Here is a 19551-nt window from a genome sequence, read left to right on the forward strand (position 1 = left end):
TGGCCAGCGTGGCATAGAGGATCGTGGCGTTTGGCTTGGCGAGCAGCAGGCCCGTGGGGTTGCCGGCCTTGTCGTGCACGATCTCGCCGCCCGGCGGGTTCGGCGTGTCCTTGGTATAGCCCACGGCGCGCAGGGCGGCGCCGTTGAGGATGGCACGGTCGTACAGGTGCAGGATGAACACGGGCGTATCCGGCGCCGCCGCATTCAGCTCCTCGATGGTCGGCAGGCGCTTTTCGGCGAACTGATGCTCGGTGAAGCCGCCGACCACGCGTACCCACTGCGGCGCGGGCGTGCGTGCCACCTGGTCCTTGAGCATGCGCATGGCATCGGCCAGCGAGCGCACGCCGTCCCAGCGCAGCTCCATGTTGTAGTTCAGCCCACCGCGGATGATGTGCATGTGGCTGTCGATCAGCCCGGGAATCGCGCGGCGGCCTTGCAGGTCGACCACCTTGGTAGCGGCACCGGCCAGTTGCATGATCTCGTGCCGGGTGCCGACGGCTATGAACTTGCCGTCCTGAATGGCAACGGCATCGGCCTGCGGATTGGCGCGGTCAAGCGTGGCGAACTTGCCGTTGACGAGGATGAGCTCTGGCGTGCTGGTTTGGGTCATGGCGAAACTCCGGCTGGCGGCCGCCGCGCCGAGCGCGGCGGCGCCGGCAATGAACTGGCGGCGGGTCAGTGAGACGGAAGGCGAGGAGGACTGGGAGGCGTCGGATGCAGACAGGCCGTCCCGGCCTGTCTCCTGGTCGCGGGACGGCATGTTCATCAGGCCGAGAGGAAGGCCAGCAGGTCGGCGTTGACCTTGTCGGCTTCCACTACGCACATGCCGTGCGCGCCACCGGGGTAGACCTTCAGCGTGGCGTTCTTGATGATCTTGGCGCTGAGCTTGCCCGCATTGTCGATCGGCACGATCTGGTCGTCATCACCGTGCAGGATCAGCGTCGGCACGTCGATCTTCTTCAGGTCCTCGGTGTAGTCGACTTCCGAGAATTCCTTGATGCACAGGTACTGGCCCAGGATGCTGCCGGTCATGCCCTGTGCCCAGAACGCATCGATGGTGCCTTGCGAGACCTTGGCGCCGGGACGGTTGAAGCCGAAGAACGGCACCGCCAGATCCTTGAAGAACTGCGAGCGGTTTTCAGCCGTGCTCTTGCGGATGCCATCGAACACGTCCATCGGCAGGCCGCCAGGGTTGGATGTGGTCTTTGCCATGATGGGCGGCACCGCSCCGATCAGCACSGCCTKSGCCACGCGCCSSGTGCCGTGGCGGCCGATGTAGTGSGCCACCTCGCCACCGCCGGTAGAGTGGCCAACCAGCGCCGCACCCTTCAGGTCCAGCGCTTCGATCACCGCAGCCAGGTCGTCGGCATAGGTGTCCATGTCGTTGCCCTTGGCGGCCTGGTCGGAGCGGCCATGGCCACGGCGGTCATGAGCGATCACGCGGAAGCCGTGCTGTACCAGGAACAGCATCTGCGCGTCCCAGGCGTCGGCGTTCAACGGCCAGCCGTGCGAGAACACGACCGGGCGGCCGGTGCCCCAGTCCTTGTAGTAGATCCGGGTGCCGTCCTTGGTGGTGATGGTGCTCATGCTGCGTGCTCCGGTATGGTGGGAGGCGGCGTGGCCCTGCGGCTTGCCGGCGGCCACGGCGGCGGTGCTGCCCAGCGCCGCGAGTGCGGCGGCACCGGCCGTGCTGGCGCCGGATACCAGCAGCTCGCGCCGCGACGGGTTCCGGGCTGTGCCTTGCTGATTGGATTGCGCGCTCATGCTTGTCTGCCCGAGATAAGTGTGGTGCTTGCGCGAATCAGCGGGCCGGAACCGGCGCGAGGGACTCGTGCGGCGTGGCGGTGCGCTGCGCGGCTTTGTGCACCATGGTGTAGGCATAGTCCACGCCCATGCCGTAGGCGCCCGAGTGTTCCTTGACCAGCTTCATCACGGCGTCATAGGTGTCGCGATGGGCCCAGTCGCGCTGCCATTCGAGCAGCACCTGCTGCCAGGTCACCGGCACCACGCCGGCCTGCACCATGCGCTGCATGGCGTAGTCATGCGCTTCCTTGCTGGTGCCGCCGGAGGCATCACCAACCATGTAGATCTCGTAGTCGCCTTCGAGCATCGCGCACAGCGCGAAGGTGGTGTTGCAAACCTCGGTCCAGAGGCCGGCGACGACGACTTTCTTGCGGCCGTTGGCTTTCAGCGCGTCGCGCACCTTCTGGTCGTCCCACGAGTTCATCGAGGTGCGTTCCAGCGTCTGCTGGCCGGGGAATACGTCGAGCAGTTCCGGGTAGGTGTAGCCCGAGAACGACTCGCTCTCCACCGTGGTGATGGTGGTAGGGATATTGAAGATCCTGGCCGCCTTGGCCAGCCCGACCGCGTTGTTCTTCATCGCCTGGCGGTCCATCGACTGCACGCCGAAGGCCATTTGCGGCTGATGATCGATGAAGATCAGCTGGCTGTTCTGCGGGGTCAGCACTTCTAGCTTGGGATTGGTCATGATTCTCTCCTGAAGTTGGATTGGCAGGATCGTGCAGGCATGGCGCGGCACAGGCGACAGACGGCCGATCCCCGGTCGGGGGCTGCGCTATCGGTCACGCCGGCGGCGCGGCCGTGATGCGCGGGAGTGTGGCCGATCTCTGCGTAAGTCCCCGAACGAAGGTTAAATCCGCATGGTGCTTGTCGCCATTGTCTATTCGTATTAGTCAGCTGTTGCCGGGGCGTATGGACATGGTGGACATGATGGACATGGGGGGGCTGCTGCCGGCCAAGCTCCGTTCTGCGCCGCGTTTGCGGCCAGGAATACCTGCTGCCAGGGCCAGCGCAAGGCTAGGCGCAGGGGCAGGGGGTGTCTATTGCCCTTTGGTATGAGGCGATCATACCGGCGAGACCGGGCAGGATTTTGGGCAATGCAATGCCACCTCGATGCGGAGGTGACAGTGGGCGAGGGCGAAGATCAGCCGCGTTGCGGCGGTGAATCTGCGAGTGCCTGTGAGGTTTGCTTCCAGCTCGACACCGTCATGCCAAAGTGTTTTCGGAACCAGAAAGCGAAAGCGCTGGGGCTTGAGAAGCCGAGCAGATCGGCGAGTTCGGCGAGAGAGCGATCGCTGTCGAGGATCTGGCGGGAGGCGAGTTCAGCTCGCACCGCCTGGAGCAGTGACAAGAAGCTCGTGCCTTCTGCAACGAGCCGGCGATGCAACGTTCTGCGATCCACGCCAAGGTGCTTTGCCACCTGGTCCGACGTACACCTGCCCCCCGGCAACATGGCAACCACGACCTGCCGAACGGTATGCGTCGCACTCTCATTGGATCCAGACAAGGCCTGGTCGAGAAAGCGACGCACATATGGCGTCATACGGTAGTCATTGGCCGGCATGGGCGCGGCGAGGTCCTTTGCGGCGCAGACGATGCCATTGAAACTTGCATTGAACTCAACCACCGAGCCGAACAGCGCTTTGTGACACGTAGCACCGCGCGGTTGACGATGCTCGAAACAGACGCTTCGGGGCCGCCAGGTTGGCCCCAATAGTTCCTGGATGGTGCGGTATAGCACGCCCACGGCCATTTCAATGGACTGCCGCACCGGGTACTTGCCGGTGGCCAGGATCTCTTCGCGAATCAATACAGCATCGCCAAAGTCCTCGATATTAGTCAGCAGCGCCGCATTGATCAGGCGCATATAGCGGCACAGGTTGTCCAGCGCCTGCCGGGCATTTGGCGCTTCGCGCATCACAAAGCTGATTGGGCCCAGGTTGGCCAGCCGCCGGTCCATGGCCAGCTGCAAGCCGAAGTCTTCCACGCCTGCCATCGATGCGCTGTCCTCAAGCAACTGGCGCACCGCCATGGAAGTGACCGGCATGTCGGGATCGAGAAGGCTCCGGGGATTCAACCCCACCTTGCGCAGCATCGCGTCAGGGTTGAGTCCATGGTGGCGTGCCAGCTCCGTGTAGCCGGTAAGACTGGCGCTTCGGATCAAGGGCGTGTAGCCGCGCATGGGTGTGTCCCAATTTAGACATCGAATGTCCCAAATAATACATCACATTTGGTCTTGCAGAGATAGTCTTCTGATGTGGATCGGATGTGGATTTGATCCCCCGATGTCCGGCGGCGCGAGATCAATGGCGCACAGCGTGGTGTCGGTCTTCACGCCGGACCTCATGCGCAGACGCTAGCTGTTGGCAGACCCCAGTTCCAGCACAACCTGAAATCGAATTCCATCATGACAACCTCCATTGTGCTTATCGTCCCCGGCCTGCGTGACCAGGTTGCCGACCATTGGCAGACATTGCTGGCCGGGCGGCTGCCCAGTGCCCGCACGGTGCCGCCAATGGGGCGCGAAAACCTGGACTGTTATCGCCGTGTCGCGGCAATCGAGCAGGCGGTGGCAGGCATTGGCGGCCCTGTACTGCTGGTCGCCCACAGCGGGGGCTGCATCATGCTTGCCCACTGGGCCCTGACAACCGCACACGCAGCACGCATCAAGGGCGCATTGCTGGCGTGCCCGCCTGACTTTGAACGCCCCATGCCGGAAGGCTACCCGACACTGTCCGCGATCCACTCCAGCGGCTGGCTCCCGGTACCACGCCAGCGGCTTCCGTTTCCCAGCCTGGTCGCTACCAGCCAGAACGATCCGCTGGGCGAGCTGCCAAGGGTTATCGAACTCGCGCGGGCCTGGGGCAGTGACACGGTGGACCTGGGCAAGGTCGGTCATCTGAACCCGGCATCTGGCTATGGGCCCTGGCCGATGGCCTCGCAGTTGATCGAACGGCTTGACGCGGGGCGGCTCTCGAGCAGCTCCGCGCCCACGTTGCACCACTGACTGGGCAAGCATTGGCGGCAGCTCTCAACGCAAGAGCGGCCCGACCAGCGCTGCAGGTCGCGTGTGGCGGCCATGCTCACCGCGACCGCGAGTCCCGCAAGACCACGGGCCCGTACGTGGTGGTGATATGAAAAAAAACGAAGGAGACAAACCATGCAGATTGAACCGTTGACGTGCGCCATAGGTGCCGAGCTCGTGAACGTGAACCTGGCAGACGCCGTGCACGATGACGGGCTGTTCGCCGAGATCAGGGCCGCGCTGCTCAAGCACAAGGTCCTGTTCCTGCGCGACCAGGACATTACGCGCGCTGAGCATGTGGGCTTCGCGCGCCGCTTCGGCGAGCTCGAGGACCACCCCGTGGTCGGCAGCGACCCGGACCACCCCGGCCTGGTGCGCATCTACAAGTCGCCGGAGGTCCCCAACGACCGTTACGAGAACGGCTGGCACTGCGACGCCACCTGGCGCGAGACGCCGCCAATGGGCTGCGTGCTGCGCTGCGTGGAATGCCCGCCGGTGGGCGGCGACACCATGTGGGCCAACATGGCGCTGGCCTACGAGAAGCTGCCCGACCAGGTCAAGATCCAGATCGCTGGCCTGCGTGCGCGGCACAGCATCGAAGCCACGTTCGGCGCGGCCATGCCGACCGGGAAACGCCTGGCACTCAAGGCCCAGTACCCGGATGCCGAACATCCCGTGGTGCGCACCCATCCCGAGACCGGCGAGAAGGTGCTGTTCGTCAACGGCTTCGCCACCCATTTCACGAACTTCCACACGCCGGCCAACGTGCGCTACGGCCAGGATTTCACACAAGGCGGCTCGGCGCTGCTGCAGTACCTGATCAGCCAGGCCTTGATCCCCGAGTACCAGGTGCGCTGGCGCTGGAAGCCGAACAGCATCGCCATCTGGGACAACCGCTCGACGCAGCACTACGCCGTGATGGACTACGCACCCTGCCATCGCAAGATGGAGCGCGCCGGCATTATCGGCGACAAGGTGTTCTGACTTGGTGTTCTGAACCTCATTCCCGCTAACCCTATCCCCATTCTTCTTTCCCCCCAGGAGACACGCCATGAACTTTCTCGACGGACACCTGTTCCCCGAAAACCAGCAGCCGCTCGTCATCACGGCCGCGCCCTACGCGCCGTCCTATGTCCCCTCCGACTTTCCCGAGGACATCCCGGTGACGATGGAGGCGCAGATCCAGAAGGCGGTGGACTGCTACAACGCGGGTGCCACGGTGCTGCACCTGCATGTACGCGAACTCGATGGGCGCGGCTCCAAGCGTTTGTCCAAATTCAACGAACTGGTCGCCGGCGTGCGCAAGGCCGTGCCCGAGATGATCATCCAGGTAGGTGGTTCGATCTCTTTCGCGCCAGAGACCGATGGCGCTGCCGCCAAGTGGCTGTCCGATGACACGCGCCACATGCTGGCCGATCTCGACCCCAAGCCCGACCAGGTCACAGTKACCGTGAACACCTCGCAGATGAATGTGCTGGAGCACTTCGACTACGAAGACCTGCGCGGCACGTCGATGGAAGATCCGGCCACCTTTCAGGCATACAAGGAAATGACGGTGCCCTCGCAGCCCGGCTGGGTCGAGGAGCACATCCGCCGCCTGTCGGCTGCTGGCATCCAAAGCGCATTCCAGTGCTACAACATCAACAGCTTCGAGTCGGTCGAGCGCTTGATGCGCAGGGGCATCTACAAAGGCCCGCTGGTCATGAACTGGGTGGCCATCAGCGGCGGCATGGACGCGCCCAACATCTACAACATGGCCAACATGGTGCGCGCCGTGCCCGATGGCGCAGTGCTGACGGTGGAAAGCTCCGTGCTCAACGTGCTGCCGATCAACATGATGGGTATCGCCATGGGCTTRCATGTGCGCTGCGGCATCGAGGACAACCTCTGGAACCAGCAGCGCTCCAAGAAGTTCAGCACGGTCCAGCAGATCGAGCAACTGGTGCGCATTTCACGCGAGTTCGGCCGCCCGATCGCCACCGCGCAGCAGGCGCGCGAGATTTCCAAGATCGGCGTGTTCTACGACACGGTGGAGGAGTCCCTGGCGGCCAACGGCTTCGCGCCCAACCGCATTGGCCGCCAGCAGGGCCATCTGCGCAAGGTCGCCTGAGCGCGCCACGCCCTGGCTCACAACGGCAAGGAGACCCATGACGAAGCAAGCCAACAAGTCCGGCCAGCGTGCGGCGCTTCTCAGGGTCGCCTTCGCCCTGTGCGCGTCGGCGCCGCTGGCCCGCCCACGAACCCCGTCGCCGGGCTGTCAGTGACCAACTGAGTCGGCGGCGCGGGACCCCACAGAACAGACAAAGGAAGATAAGCATGTCAAAAGCCATTCGCTTCTACGAAACCGGCGGCCCGGAAGTGCTGAAGTTCGAGGAAGTCGAGGTCGGCGAGCCCGGCCCCGGCGAGGCCCGCGTGCGCCACAGCTATATCGCGCTGAATTTCATCGATCTCTATTTCCGCACCGGCCGCTACCCGCTGGCGCTGCCCAACGGCTTGGGCTCCGACGCGGTCGGGGTCGTCGAGGCCGTKGGTTCCGGCGTGACGGACATCCGCGTGGGTGACCGCGTCGGCTACCTGATYGGGCCGCAGGGCGCTTACTCCCAGGTGCGCGTGATGCCGGCCGCGGTGCTGATCCCGCTGCCCGATGGCGTCTCCGAGCGCACCGCCGCCACGCTCATGATGAAGGGCATGACGGCGCAATACCTGTTCCGTCAGGTCTACCCGCTGCAGGGTGGCGAGACCATCCTCTACCACGCGGCTGCGGGTGGCGTGGGGCTGATCGCCTGCCAGTGGGCCCGGGCGATGGGCGTCACCATGATCGGAACCGTGAGTACCGACGAGAAGGCCGCGATCGCCAGGGCCAACGGCTGTGCGCACACCATCGTGACCTCGCGCGAGAACATCGTGCAGCGCGTCAAGGAGATCACCGACGGCAAGGGTGTTCCGGTGGTCTACGACTCGGTGGGCAAGGACACGCTGGAAGCCTCGCTGGACTGCCTGCAGCCGCGCGGTTCGCTGATCAGCAACGGCACCTCGTCGGGAGCGGTGATCGTCGATTCCCAGATGCTGGCCGTGAAGGGATCGATCTGGTTCACGCGGCCGGMCATGATGCACTATATCCAGCCGCGCGCGCACATGCTGGAGATGGCCAAGGAATTGTTCGAGCACGTGCTGGCCGGCCGCATCGCTAGCGAACCCCAGCAGACCTTTGCCCTGGCCGATGCCGCCGACGCGCATCGGGCGCTCGCGTCGCGCAAGACAGTAGGTTCCACCGTCCTGGTGCCCTGACAGGGCATTGTCACGATGCCGAAGCACACGCGGCACGCATCAAGGGCGCATTGCTGGCGTGTCCGCCTGACTGTGAACGCACCATGCCGGAAGGCAGCCGGCACTGTCAGTTGCACGTAGCAGACTGTGCAAGCATCAGAGGTGGCTCTCAATGCAAGAGCCAACCCATTCTGGAGACACGCATGAACCCGCACACCCCGCATTCCGGACCAGATGATCGCGACGACTATCTGGTCAGCCGGCCCCGAGCCTGGTTTGCCTTTGGCATGACCTTTGCGCTGATGCTGTTCGACTACATCGACCGGCAGGTCATTGTCTCGTTGTTTCCCCACTTGAAGGAAGCGTGGAGCTTGTCGGACAAGCAGCTTGGCGCACTGGTGTCGATCATCTCGATCGTTGTCGCACTGGGCGGCCTGCCCGTCGCCCTTCTGGCCGATCGGATGAGCCGAGTCAAGAGTGTCGCCGTGATGGCAACGGTATGGAGCGTAGCGACCATCTCATGCATGTTCACTCGCAACTACAGTCAGTTGTTTGCCGCACGCGCCATGGTAGGCGTTGGCGAAAGCGGCTATGGTTCCGTCGGCGCGGCGCTGATTGCCAGCTTGTTCCCCAAGCGCATGCGCTCCATGTTGCTGGGGGCGTTCTTTGCCGCCGGCTCCATTGGTGCTGTCCTCGGCGTCATGCTGGGCGGCGTGATCGCCCAGCGCTGGGGCTGGCAGGCCGCGTTCGGCGTGGTGGGCTTCCCGGGGCTGGCAATCGCGCTGCTGTACCTGTTCGTGCCCGACTACAAGACCGTGGGATTGACGTCCCGGCTGAACAAGGCAAAGGAGTCACCATGGAACTTCATCAGGCACGTCGCAAGCGCGTTGTCTGACTCGCGTACGGTCTGGTGGACCTGCATCGGCGCAGCGTTTCAGCTCATCGTGGTGTCTACCGTCTGGGCCTGGCTCCCCAGCTATTTCAACCGGTTCCACGGTGCAGCCCCGGATGTTGCCGCCAAAGAGGCGGCGCTGATCGTGTTGTGCGGCGCGCTGGGGGCCTTCGTGTGGGGTCTCGTGGTGGACAGGGCGGCTGTACGCCGGCCACGCAACAAGCCTCTCGCCGTGGCCTTCCTGTGCGTGGCGACCCTGCTGGTTTTTGTTGCGGCCTTTACCGTTACGATGCCAGCCAGCCAGCAGTTCCTGCTAATCGCGTTCGGCGGCTTCCTGATGACGTGCACGGTAGGGCCGGCGGCGGGTATTGTGCTCGACGTCGTTCACCCGGGCGTGCGTTCCACCGGCGCCGCACTGCTGTCGCTCTTTCAGAATATGTTTGGCCTTGCGGTTGGGCCTTTCGTCGGGGGGGCGATTTCAGACGCCCTTGGCCTGCAGACGGCCCTTGCGGTGATGCCGGCATTCGGCCTGGTCGCAGCCGCATGTTTCCTTTTGGCGGCACGCCAGTATGAAACGGATCTGCATCGGGCCGACATTCGCCTGCAGACTTACGACGAAGTGCCGCTCGCATCGGCATCCGCCTGATTCGCGCCTCCTGTTCGGCCCCGCCCGGGGCACCCGTCAATTCGGGCGGCTCAACGCGTCGAGCCGATCGCCCCGGTCGCGAGCGCCAGCGTGGCGGCGGCGGCCAGCGCCCCGCTATACGCATCGGTCGACGCGTTCCATGCCAGTAGCAACTGGGTCTGCGCCAGGTTGGCTTCGGTTACCGATCCCACGCCCTTGCTATATGCAGCAAAGGCCGCGTTGTAGGTGACCTGGGCGGCGTCGGCCAGCGCCTTGGCCGCGTCATACGCCGCCAGGCTTGATTCGAGCGCGCTCTGGCTGACCACCACTTGCCGCACCGATTCTTCCTTGGCGCGCGTCAGCCGGGCCGATGCGCTGTCGACGTCATTGCGCGACTGCGCGACAACCGCCGAGCGCACCCCGCCGTCGTAAATGGGCACGGTAACGCCAAGGAATACGCTGGCGCCGTAGCGATAGCCGTTGAGGTTCAGCGTCGGCGGCTGCTGGCCGATTGGCGGAATCGCCGAGATGGACGATCCACCCGACGCATATGACGTGTAAGCGGACAGGAACACCTTGGGCAGGAACGCCGCCTCGGCCGCCTTGACCTTGGCCTGGCTGGCACGCTCGGCCGCGTAGGCGCTCAGCACGTCGGGCCGCTGCGCGATCGCGCTTTCGACGATCTGCTCGATCGAGCCGCGCAAGGCCGGCGACAAGGGGCGCACGGGCATTTCGGCGATGCGTGGTTTCGACAACGGCGAAATACCAATGGCCGTGAGCAGGGCCAGATACGCGTCGGTCTCGGCTCCCTGCGCTTGCACCATCGCAAGGTTGGTCTGCGCACGGTTCTGGGTGGCCTGCGCCACCTCCACGACCGTGCCGATGCCGCGCTGGTAGCGGGCCTTGGCGGCCGCGAGCACGGCTTCGGCGTTGGTCATGGCCTGCTGCACCGTGCCGCCGCGCGACCGGGCAGCCTGATAGCGGTAGAACGCCACGCTGACATCGTGAACGATGCGCTGGTGAACGGCCGTGAACGCAATGTTGACGGCAATCGAAGTCTGCTCCGCGGCATCGACAATCCCCGCACGTTCACCGAAATCGAACAGCAGCCATTGCAGCGACAGTACCGACACCGCGCCGTGGGTGGATATGTTCGTGCCGGCCGATCCCAGGGGTGTGCTGGTGGAAAGATGCCCGTTCTGGTAGCCGCCCATGGCCGCGGCCGAGATGTGCGGCAGGTAGCTGGCCTTGGCGATGCCCGCGGCCAGCGCCGCATTGCGTGCGTCGTTCCACGCGATGCGTGTCAGCGGGTTGGCGGACTCGGCCACGTCGATCAGTTCCGGCAGCGAGTACGCGTGCGCCGGATCGAGCGCTGGCGGCGGTGCGATCGATGCCAGCGCCGAATTGGCGGGCAGCGTGTAGTCGGAAGGCCTTGACGCGGAGGCGGCCCTGGCCGCCGCGCCGGGCACGATCTCTCCGGATGCCGTGGTGGCGGGCTGCCACGGCCGATCGGCTTGCGCAGGCGCGAGATTCAGCGACGACGTGGCACAACCGGCCAGCGTCGCGGCCATCAGCGATAGCGGAATCACCAGCGAATCACGTTTGCGCATGGATTGGGGAAGGGTGGGCCGCCTGCGCGGCGTCGGCTACGGAGGCGGTCAGGCGTTTGTCGATGAGAGCCAGCAAGGCGTCGCGGGCCGGGCCGTTGTGACCGGCGGCGTCAGTGGCCTCAGGGGCGTGAGCGGCGGTGGTAGTGTCAGTGGGCTGYACTGGCTGCGGCGCCGTATCGTGGGCCCGCAGCGTGCGAAGCCGCCGCGCGAGGTCGGGGTCGCCCGGGAACCGCTCGGCGAACAGGAACGCCGGACCGGCAATCGCGTYGAGCGAGTGCAGGCGCCGCTGGCGGTCGTCGACCCACTCGGGCGCCGGGCCTACGGGCGCAGGCTCGTAGTGCGCGAGGATCAGGTCCTGCGCAATATCGCCCTGCAAGGCCAGCGCGGCTGTGGCATGCCCGCGCCGGTCGTCGGGCCGCCTGGCATGCGCCAGTTGCTGCCACTGCTCGGCCAGCCGGTCCAGCGCCGCTTCAATGCGCGCGGTAATGCTGACCGGCCAGACGCGCGTGAACACCAGGTAGACCATCAGGTTGCCGAGCATGATGCCGATGACCCGGTCACGCGCGATGGTCAGGTCAAAGCCCGGGCCGGCGCCCTGGATGACACACAGGTAGAACGCGAACGCGACCTGGAAGCCTGCGTAGGCGATGCGCGCGGAGCCTTGCGCAACCCAGGCCGATATCCACGTGCCCGCAAAGACAAGCAACATGAGTCCGCCCACAGACGATAGCGAAGGCACGACATACACGAGGGCGGCCGTGCCGATGACAGCGCCAGCCAGGCAGCCGGCCAGCCGCAGCGATAGCTTCTCCACCGTCTCCGCGGCGGTCCCGAGCGACACGAGATAACACGTAATGAAGCAGGTATGAATGCCAGGCCAGTTGAGCTGCTGATAGAGCAGGTAGCAGAACATGGCCGCGCCGGTGGTCTTGAGCGCGTAGTGGATGTGGCCGCGATTGCTAAAGGCATCTGCGTCAAGGAAGCCGCCGCGGCTGGTCGCGGGCGTCGGGGCTGTCGCTGTGTCCGTCGCCGTGTCCGATGCTGGGGGCTCGGCAAAGCCGTTGATGGCCGTGTGCAGTTCCCTGGCAACCGCCGCCTGCGCCGGCGCAAGCTGGCTGGCGCCCGGGAGGCTCAGCCCGATTTCCACCGGATAGCCACCCGCATCGAGCATGCGCGCCATCGCGTCAAGCGTGTCGGCGATCGGATCGGCAACCGGGGCGGGCAGGGGAGCGCCCGGCTGCCGGCGGGCGACATCGACCGCCAGCAGGATCGCCATGGTTGACGCCGCGGCATGGCGCAGCGCGGCTACGTCGCTGGCATTGGCAGAGCCTTCGATCCTTGCCAGCTTCAGCCAGCCCGCCACCGGCTGAACGCCGGTGTGCAGCGCAGCCTGCAGCGCGGCGCCGTCCGGTGCTGGATCGCGCAGGCAGGCTGCCGCCACGCGCAGGCAATGGGCCAGCTGGTCGCAGGCCAGCCGGCGCGGCGACGCCCCCAGCACCAGGTTGACCGCCACGTTCACGCCGATCGGAATCGCCACCATCAGCCAGGCATAGAGCAGGGCGCGCGTGGCGATCTCACCGCCGGGCACCAGGCCGAGTTCGTCGAGCCCGAACCCGATGATCATGGCAATGATGGCGCCCACCGGGCGCAACTTGCTGGCCGAGGTCAGGAAGAGCAGGGCGGCCGACAGCACGGCCATGCAAGCCACCCGGCTCAGTGGATCATCGACAGTGAAATCGGCCAGCAGCATCACGAGTCCGATGATGATGCTGACCAGCACCAGCGCCGCCACGCTCATCACGATACTGGTAACGCGATCCGCCCGGTTGATGAAAAAGACGACATAGGCGGAGATGGCCGCCTCCGGCGTGCCATAGATGCTGGTGACGAGCACCGTCAACATGCAAGCCACGGCAATGCGCGTGGTGGCCGTTGCGCGGCCCGGAAACGGTGCCAGCAGGGCGCCGAGACCGGCCAGCCCGAGGCGCAACTTGTCAGCGGCAGGCAGCGCCATGCCGGATCTCGACGGTTGCACTCGCGCCCACCCGGGCCAGCGTTTCCGGCGGTTCTTCCAGCTTGATCCGCACCGGGAATCGCTTGGCCACACGCACCCAGTTCACCGACGGCTGGACATAGGGCAGGGAGCGCGGCAGGTTCAGGCGCTCGGTATCGGTGATGCCAATGCCAATGCCCTGGACCTTGCCGCGCATGGCATGGCTGCGGTCGATCATCGAATAGACCGTGGCGCAATCGCCAAGACGGATATCGGCCAGCTGGGTTTCACGGAAATTGGCGACGGCGAACCATTCGCCGGTATGCACTAGCAGGAAGAGGGACTGATTGGGAATCACGACTTCGCCGGACAGTACGGTCAGGCCGCTCACGCGGCCGTCATGCGGGGCGCGAACCACGGTGTCGTCCAGTGCCCGCTGGGCGATGGCCAAAGCCGACTCGCGCGCTCGCACAGCTGCCGTGGCATCGTCCTCGGTGCCCACCGCCTTTGCCGTCGCGGCACGCTGCACACTGGCCTGTTTCAGCGATACGGCCGCGTCGCGCTGCGCCACCTCGGCCTGGTCGAGCTGCTGCTTCGGCACGTAGCCATCCGCGGCCAGCGGACGCAGGCGCTCCACGGTGCGCGCGGTCAGCGCGTAGTTCTGCTCGGTGCGGGCGGTCTGCTCCGAGGCAATTGCCGCGTTGGCGTGTTCAGTGGCAATCGTGCGTCGGCGCGTGCCCAGCGCAGCCTGCGCCAGTTCCAGATCGGCAGTCGCCTGGGCCACGGCTAGCCGGTATGGCACAGGATCGATCTCGAACAGCACAGCGCCCTTAGCCACGTGCTGGTTCTCGCTGACCAGGATCCTCGCGATCCTGCCGCCCACGGGCGAGGCCACATGCACCATGTCGGCATCGAGCCCGGCATCGTCGGACGACGGAAACCGCTCGGTGCGATGCCAGGCATAGATGGAGAGCAGGATGGCCAGAACAACGATCGCCAGGGCGATCAATTTCCCGCGCAGCGGGCTTTTGCGCACGCCGGCCATTTTCATAGGATGTGTCCCGTACCCGATAACCAGACGATTTCAGCGATCATCAGGCCGATCGCCGTGTTCACCAGCAGCGGGAAGCCGACGATATCCGCCCAGCCGGCCAGGATAAACAACCGCCAGGAAATGACGGCGCCCACGATGCCGATCAGGGCGCTCAAGAGCCAAAGGGGAAAATAGGCGCCAAACAGACCGAAGGACGGTGCACCGGCGCAACCATAGAGCGAAGCGGCTAACACGACGAGCACAAGCGAGCGTGCCATGGGATCTGGGGCAGGATTGGTTCACGCAATATAGCAGCGAGTATTCGCGATTGTCCAAGATTGTCCAAGGGACAAGGAAAACTTGGCGTTGGAGCTTGAACACAATCCTTCTTGGTCAATTCCGGGCTGACGGCGCGCGGCGCCGCTGGGGGCCAAGGATGCAGTGCTTCGGCGCGAAAATATGTCAGAAATGAGCCCATGGAAATGCCGTGCGAACGCCATTGGTCATGATTCCACATAGGATTGCGCTGGTGCTCTGTAATGCACATCTCGGCCAGCGTCTGTTCCCGTGCCTCCGCATCCAAACCAGGTCTCAGGTCTCAGGTCGAACCCGCTATATTGCGGGCCCAAGACATCAACGCATTCAGTCTGCCGCAGCTTGCCGCCGCATCACTGGCGGACCGAGATGCCGGCAGGGAGGGCAATCGGTCCCCCTGCCGGCACCCTGCGCGTCAGAATGCAAAGTTCTGGGTCACATCCGATAGGGTCACATTGACCTGCTGCGTGCTGACCGTGCCAGCTGTACTGGTCGCCTGGATGCTATATTTTCCTGCGGCGCTGGCGTCCGCCGTCAGCGGAATCGGCAGCGTGGTCTGGTAGGTTCCCACTACCGGTGCGGCTGCCGGCAGGGCAGGCTGGTTCGGGAACAGGCTGTAGGCTCCGGTGTCAGAGGCCGCTGCCGTCGCAGCGATCTCGAAAGTGCCGCCTCCTGTCAGTTGCAGGGCGCGGATCGTGGCTTGCGCACTGGCAGGAGTGACCACGCCGGAAACGGTGCGGAACACGGAGATCGGAAGGCTGATGGGCGCCGCCGCGGTCGCGACGGCGGTGCTGCCGCCCGCCACCACAGGCACGCTGCGTACGATGCCGGTGCCCCGGCCATTCGTCGAGGTTGGCACGATCACCACGTCAACATTGCCGGCGGTGCTGCTCTGCTCAATCGGCGAGAGGGTGAAGTTGCCGTTGGCGTCAGCCATGGTCGCCTTAACCACTACACCATTGCGCTCGGCATAGACCTGAGCGCCGGGCGCGCTGCTCAGCATCCCCGTGACCGCGCCACTCACCACGGTCGGCAGGGCGGTCACCACTGGCTTCAGGCCAAAAGTGCCATTGCCGCGCGCGACAATCGACTTGCAGGCATCGAAGTCAAGTATCAGGTCAGTCAAGGTATTGGGCGCCACCGTGAAGGGCCGGATGATCTTGATTCCGGTCTGGATTGCGCTGGGCGTATCGAGGGCTTGCTCACTACGACCGGTCGGAACCACGGAATTGGCCAGGGCGCCGGCCCCGTTGGGGACCAACACCAGGCGGATCTGCTGGTATGTGCCGGCTGGCAACGGGGTCTGGCCGAGCACCGTGAGCACACCGTTGGTGAGCGACAGCAGATCGATCCGTCGCGCCGGGCTGACAGTCACGTCGGCCCAGCCAGAGCCGCTCACATCGGCGTTGGGATTGGTATGGACCCGCACCTTGTCAACAGTGACAAATACATGGTCAAAGCCGCAGGAAGGCGCGTCGGTCATAGACACGCTCAAAGTGCCTGAACCGCTGCTGAACGATCCGCCACCGCCACCGCCGCAGCCGGCAAGAGCGACCGCGCCACCAAGCACGAGAAACCGCAGGGGTAACGGGAAACGGTTCTTGGGACTCATGGTGTGTTGTCTCCGGATTCCGGGATAAAGCTCGATTTGGCGGCTATTCGACCTTGAGCGCCCCTTTCATGTTCGGGTGCAGCGTGCAGGCATAGGGGATTTCGCCAGTTTTGTGTGCAATATACCGCCACGACCCGCCAGCAACGATGCTGTGGGAGTCGAACACCCCGGGCGCCGTGACGGTGTGGGGATATGGATCTTTGTTGACCCACACAATCGTATCCCCTCGCTTGACGCTAATGGCCTCGGGCTCAAACTTCGCGCCCTCGATCACCACCGTGTGTCTTTCCGTTTTTTCGGCCGCGATTGCACTGGGACCGACGCAGGGCATGCCCCACGCAAAGATCAGTGCAACCGCGAGCAGGTGCCTTCGCCGCCGCCCATCGGGTCGTGTCGGTAGTTGGTGCATGGACGTCTTGCTGGTGCAGAGAATCACTTGCCTAGCGAGGATTGGATCTGCTTCGCATGCTCCAGGTGCCCGACAAACGCCGGGCGCACAGCAACCAGCAGCGCCTTTAGCTCGTCGTTCTGCGCATTGGGAATGAGCGTCTTGTCGAGTGCATCAATCACTTGTTCGTGATACGCCACTTCGTGGTCGATATACGCCTTGTMGAAACTTGCGCCCTTGAGTCCCCTCAGCGCCTTTACGTTCTCGTTGCCGCCAGACTGCAGGCTTTCACTCGTTGGATTCTTCTCCGGAGTGACTTTCAGCTTCTTGACCAGCGCCACGGCCTGTTTGTTCACACCGGTATGGTCAGTGACCATCTGTTTTCCGAAAGCCTTTACGTCCTGGGAGTGACCGCTCCTCTGCGCAATTTTTCCCGCGTCAATGTCGACTTGGTTTGCGGTGACGACGATCGCCGCGATCTGCGCGTCGTTGGGTGTTTGGGCCACGGCTGCGACTCCGGCGAGGGCAAGGATGACCCCGAGAGTTACCGAGATGTTCTTCATTTTTTTTGCTCCTCAGCGATGAATTGGCCACGCATTCCTAGCCCGCATGGCAGTGGGTTTTGGTGCCGCGCGGCCCCCTGGATTCAGGGCGCCCGCAATGACGCCGGCTATCCCCACAGGCGACCACGGCAACACATTGAATATAGGCTAGGCGAAGACAATTTTCGTCTATGCGGGCCGTCCGGATGCGATGTGCCAAGAAGATAAAAAAAGCAACGGTGCGTGCCTCGCTCCGGCAATTGCGTACCCTTGGGAAGGCGCACCGGCACTGTTTAGAATCGTCGCGAAATACATCCGAGCCCGCGAGACGATTCGTCAATGCCATCAACGATCGAGTTCGCTTGTCGCTGCGTCAGTCATCGTCGTCGTGCCAGCGATGCCACTCGCGGTGCCGCTCGCGCCATTCGCGTTCTCTCCAGCGCCTTTCACGCCATTGCTGTTCGCGCCAGGCACGGGCCTGCCAATCGTCGTAGTAGCCGGGTGCAACAACGACCGGCCGAGGTGCGACATAAACGGGTGCCGGCTCATAGACGGGTGCCGGCTCATAGTAAGCAGGAGGAGGAGGCGCAACCACGGCCGGCCAGGGCAGGCCAATACCAATTCCTACGTCAACGCGTGCCTCGGCAGAGCCGGAGGTAAGAACGGCGATGCCAGCCAGCAGGCCAAATGCCAAGACCCTGTGCATGATGATGCTCCTGATGCTTCTGGAAATACGCGCTGCGGCCATCAGTCGGCCGCCTATTTGCAGAATTAAGCCTATTTTCAGAATTAAAGATGGGCTACCGTCTGTAACGGTGCGCGCGCAACGAGGTTGACGCCTCGGCCATCGGCGTGGCGACCAACGTGTAAGCGGTTGTATCAGGAGCCTATGGGGTACACCTATTTGCGAGTTTAATGGTGGTTGTCATTAAGAATAAACATGCAAGATAAGTTCGCCTGTTCCACCTTGTTTCCAATCCTGGCAATTTGTTCGTCAAGCACAGCCAGCGGTGACTATGGCGCGATCCTGAGGACAAGAAGCAAATTCTAGAACGTCGTGCACTGGAAGAAACCGCGATGCCCGAAGCAAGTCGTCGAAGTCGGGTAACGGCTGTAGCGCTCTGTGCTTTCCTTCGCATCCAGGCTCAAAACGCAGTCCCTCCATGGGTCGGAGTTGCCCTTATATCCGAGCTTCTCGCACGCCGGGCCATACACGCTGATCATTTGGTCGACCTCACGTTCCGCCTGGGCGGTGCGTTCGGCTTGGGTCGTGCAACCGACGAGCAAGGCGGCCAAAACAAGGTGCATCAATATGCGCATGACAACCTCCATCTCACTCTATGTATTTGAGGTGGAAACTGCCYCCCAAGTTTCCGTTCAATCGACTGGCTTGATGTGCCGAAATGCACGGAGGAGCGCGAGGTCATAGGCGATCTTGAGCAGGCCGCAGGCAACCAGCGGGACGCCGACCCAGCCCGTTGCCAAGAGGCCGCCCGCGAGGGCCGGGCCAAGTGCGGATGCCAGGCTCCTCGGTACCGCAGTCAGACTTGCGGCCGCCGGACGTTCGGGCGGCGTCACCACGGCCATCACATAAGCGGTCCGGGTCGGTACGTCCATCTGCGACAACGCGCTGCGCACGAGCAACAGGGCCAGGGTCGCTGCCAGGGAGGGAGAAAAAGCGGCCGCGATCAGGCAGAGGCTGGAGGGAATGTGGCTGAACACCATCGTGTTCAGCAAGCCGAACTTGCGAGCTAGCGGCACGGCAACGAGCTGGGAGCCTGCGGTGAGCAGCCCCGCCCAGAAAAAGAACTGGCCAGCGGCGCCTGGGGAAAGACCGAAGCGCTGCATCAACCACAGCGCCAGCAGAGAGTTCACCACCAGGCCGCCGGCAAAGGCGTCGACGCTAAAGAGCAGCGCAAGGTGGGTAACGATGCGGCGAGAGGKGCCAAGCGGTATTCTCACTGACGGCACGTGGGGGTGTGGCACGGGCATGCGGGCATAGAGGGCGTAGAGTGCGACACCGGTCAAGGCATAGATCATGAACATCGCGCGCATGGCGCTGAGAAAAGGAATCCCGATTTGCGCGGCGAGCCAGTCCGGCAGCGCTGCTGCCAGCGCGCCTATGGCGGCGGAGAGGGCCCCGGTCAGGCTGTAACGGGCGAATAGCGCCGTGCGGCCGTCGGAGGCCGACGAATCCGCAAGAGCGGCCTGCTCGAGTGGCAGGAACACGCTGACGTCTCCGGAGCTTGGGTTGAGCGTGCCAATGAATGCGACGAGCAACAGCGGCCAAAGGGAAGACAGTCCGGCGAAACCTATGCCGGTCGCGGCCATCAATGCCKCCGCCAACAACAGCAGGCGGCGCTGCGGGTAGCGATGGCCGATGACGCCCACCAGTATCGTCGCCAGTGCCGAGCCGATCAGGGTGGCACTGCTGATCAATCCCACTGCC

General features: G+C 64.1%; 19 protein-coding genes. 5 read left to right on the top strand and 14 right to left on the bottom strand.

From position 1 onward, the window contains the following. The 4 genes from AC1DS3_RS19470 to AC1DS3_RS19485 all read right to left on the bottom strand — a co-directional run. The coding region (locus AC1DS3_RS19470) for an amidohydrolase family protein (RefSeq protein ID WP_477127739.1) at positions 1-610 on the bottom strand (610 nt) is incomplete at its 3' end. Positions 611-765: 155 nt separating this feature from the next. Continuing rightward, on the bottom strand, positions 766-1764 hold the full coding sequence (locus AC1DS3_RS19475; protein WP_477127740.1) for an alpha/beta fold hydrolase: 999 nt from the start codon (positions 1762-1764) through the stop codon (positions 766-768). A gap of 37 nt (positions 1765-1801) precedes the next feature. Next, positions 1802-2488, bottom strand: a complete 687-nt coding sequence (locus tag AC1DS3_RS19480) for a hydrolase (protein WP_441631691.1) — start codon at positions 2486-2488, stop codon at positions 1802-1804. 456 nt (positions 2489-2944) lie between these two features. Further along, the gene (locus AC1DS3_RS19485) at positions 2945-3982 is read right to left on the bottom strand and encodes an AraC family transcriptional regulator (RefSeq protein WP_441631693.1); all 1038 of its coding nucleotides are present in this window, start codon (positions 3980-3982) and stop codon (positions 2945-2947) included. Positions 3983-4207: 225 nt separating this feature from the next. On the opposite strand from AC1DS3_RS19485, the gene AC1DS3_RS19490 reads away from it, so the two are divergent. From AC1DS3_RS19490 to AC1DS3_RS19510, 5 genes are all read left to right on the top strand, one after another. Next, the gene (locus AC1DS3_RS19490) at positions 4208-4807 is read left to right on the top strand and encodes an RBBP9/YdeN family alpha/beta hydrolase (RefSeq protein WP_441631695.1); all 600 of its coding nucleotides are present in this window, start codon (positions 4208-4210) and stop codon (positions 4805-4807) included. Positions 4808-4960: 153 nt separating this feature from the next. Next, positions 4961-5809 carry a TauD/TfdA dioxygenase family protein gene (locus tag AC1DS3_RS19495; protein ID WP_441631697.1) on the top strand — a complete coding sequence of 283 codons (849 nt, stop codon included), beginning with the start codon at positions 4961-4963 and terminating at the stop codon, positions 5807-5809. 67 nt (positions 5810-5876) lie between these two features. Further along, on the top strand, positions 5877-6935 hold the full coding sequence (locus tag AC1DS3_RS19500; protein ID WP_441631699.1) for a beta-keto acid cleavage family enzyme: 1059 nt from the start codon (positions 5877-5879) through the stop codon (positions 6933-6935). Between the two features lie 206 nt (positions 6936-7141). Continuing rightward, positions 7142-8113, top strand: a complete 972-nt coding sequence (locus tag AC1DS3_RS19505; RefSeq protein ID WP_477127741.1) for a quinone oxidoreductase family protein — start codon at positions 7142-7144, stop codon at positions 8111-8113. Positions 8114-8295: 182 nt separating this feature from the next. Next, a complete protein-coding gene (locus AC1DS3_RS19510) occupies positions 8296-9630 on the top strand; it encodes a spinster family MFS transporter (RefSeq protein WP_441631703.1) in 1335 nt (444 codons plus the stop codon). Positions 9631-9680: 50 nt separating this feature from the next. On the opposite strand, the gene AC1DS3_RS19515 is transcribed toward AC1DS3_RS19510, so the two are convergent. The 10 genes from AC1DS3_RS19515 to AC1DS3_RS19560 form a co-directional block, all read right to left on the bottom strand. Then, entirely contained in the window at positions 9681-11219 is a 1539-nt protein-coding gene (locus tag AC1DS3_RS19515; RefSeq protein ID WP_441631705.1) for a TolC family protein, read from the bottom strand. Continuing rightward, complete coding sequence (locus tag AC1DS3_RS19520; RefSeq protein ID WP_477127742.1) at positions 11206-13233, bottom strand: FUSC family protein; 2028 nt, start codon at positions 13231-13233, stop codon at positions 11206-11208. Before AC1DS3_RS19520 ends, AC1DS3_RS19515 begins: the two co-directional genes overlap by 14 nt. Then, entirely contained in the window at positions 13214-14263 is a 1050-nt protein-coding gene (gene mdtN / locus AC1DS3_RS19525) for a multidrug transporter subunit MdtN (RefSeq protein ID WP_441631709.1), read from the bottom strand. The genes AC1DS3_RS19520 and mdtN overlap by 20 nt, the downstream gene beginning before the upstream one ends. Continuing rightward, a complete protein-coding gene (locus tag AC1DS3_RS19530; RefSeq protein ID WP_441631711.1) occupies positions 14260-14523 on the bottom strand; it encodes a hypothetical protein in 264 nt (87 codons plus the stop codon). The genes mdtN and AC1DS3_RS19530 overlap by 4 nt, the downstream gene beginning before the upstream one ends. Positions 14524-14975: 452 nt before the next feature. Beyond that, positions 14976-16172: a DUF4382 domain-containing protein gene (locus AC1DS3_RS19535; protein ID WP_441631713.1), complete on the bottom strand. Its 1197-nt coding sequence runs from the start codon at positions 16170-16172 to the stop codon at positions 14976-14978. A gap of 43 nt (positions 16173-16215) precedes the next feature. After that, positions 16216-16581, bottom strand: coding sequence for a cupredoxin domain-containing protein (locus AC1DS3_RS19540; RefSeq protein ID WP_441631715.1), 366 nt, complete (start codon positions 16579-16581; stop codon positions 16216-16218). 23 nt (positions 16582-16604) lie between these two features. Continuing rightward, positions 16605-17123, bottom strand: a complete 519-nt coding sequence (locus AC1DS3_RS19545) for a DUF4142 domain-containing protein (protein WP_477127743.1) — start codon at positions 17121-17123, stop codon at positions 16605-16607. 352 nt (positions 17124-17475) lie between these two features. Beyond that, complete coding sequence (locus tag AC1DS3_RS19550; protein WP_441631835.1) at positions 17476-17808, bottom strand: hypothetical protein; 333 nt, start codon at positions 17806-17808, stop codon at positions 17476-17478. A gap of 341 nt (positions 17809-18149) precedes the next feature. Next, positions 18150-18422 (bottom strand): hypothetical protein, encoded by a 273-nt coding sequence (locus tag AC1DS3_RS19555; RefSeq protein ID WP_441631719.1) that lies wholly within the window; start codon positions 18420-18422, stop codon positions 18150-18152. A 57-nt stretch (positions 18423-18479) separates the two neighbouring features. Beyond that, positions 18480-19551 (bottom strand): MFS transporter (locus tag AC1DS3_RS19560; protein WP_477127744.1); only part of this gene is annotated, 1072 nt, incomplete at its 5' end.

The organism is Cupriavidus sp. 01L46 (genome assembly GCF_056399905.1).

Bases quoted from the DNA above. Each gene is read 5' to 3' on its own strand.
- AC1DS3_RS19480 (WP_441631691.1), bottom strand. From the start codon at position 2,488: ATGACCAATCCCAAGCTAGAAGTGCTGACCCCGCAGAACAGCCAGCTG.
- AC1DS3_RS19485 (WP_441631693.1), bottom strand. From the start codon at position 3,982: ATGCGCGGCTACACGCCCTTGATCCGAAGCGCCAGTCTTACCGGCTAC.
- AC1DS3_RS19490 (WP_441631695.1), top strand. From the start codon at position 4,208: ATGACAACCTCCATTGTGCTTATCGTCCCCGGCCTGCGTGACCAGGTT.
- AC1DS3_RS19495 (WP_441631697.1), top strand. From the start codon at position 4,961: ATGCAGATTGAACCGTTGACGTGCGCCATAGGTGCCGAGCTCGTGAAC.
- AC1DS3_RS19510 (WP_441631703.1), top strand. From the start codon at position 8,296: ATGAACCCGCACACCCCGCATTCCGGACCAGATGATCGCGACGACTAT.
- AC1DS3_RS19515 (WP_441631705.1), bottom strand. From the start codon at position 11,219: ATGCGCAAACGTGATTCGCTGGTGATTCCGCTATCGCTGATGGCCGCG.
- mdtN (WP_441631709.1), bottom strand. From the start codon at position 14,263: ATGAAAATGGCCGGCGTGCGCAAAAGCCCGCTGCGCGGGAAATTGATC.
- AC1DS3_RS19530 (WP_441631711.1), bottom strand. From the start codon at position 14,523: ATGGCACGCTCGCTTGTGCTCGTCGTGTTAGCCGCTTCGCTCTATGGT.
- AC1DS3_RS19535 (WP_441631713.1), bottom strand. From the start codon at position 16,172: ATGAGTCCCAAGAACCGTTTCCCGTTACCCCTGCGGTTTCTCGTGCTT.
- AC1DS3_RS19540 (WP_441631715.1), bottom strand. From the start codon at position 16,581: ATGCACCAACTACCGACACGACCCGATGGGCGGCGGCGAAGGCACCTG.
- AC1DS3_RS19550 (WP_441631835.1), bottom strand. From the start codon at position 17,808: ATGCACAGGGTCTTGGCATTTGGCCTGCTGGCTGGCATCGCCGTTCTT.
- AC1DS3_RS19555 (WP_441631719.1), bottom strand. From the start codon at position 18,422: ATGCGCATATTGATGCACCTTGTTTTGGCCGCCTTGCTCGTCGGTTGC.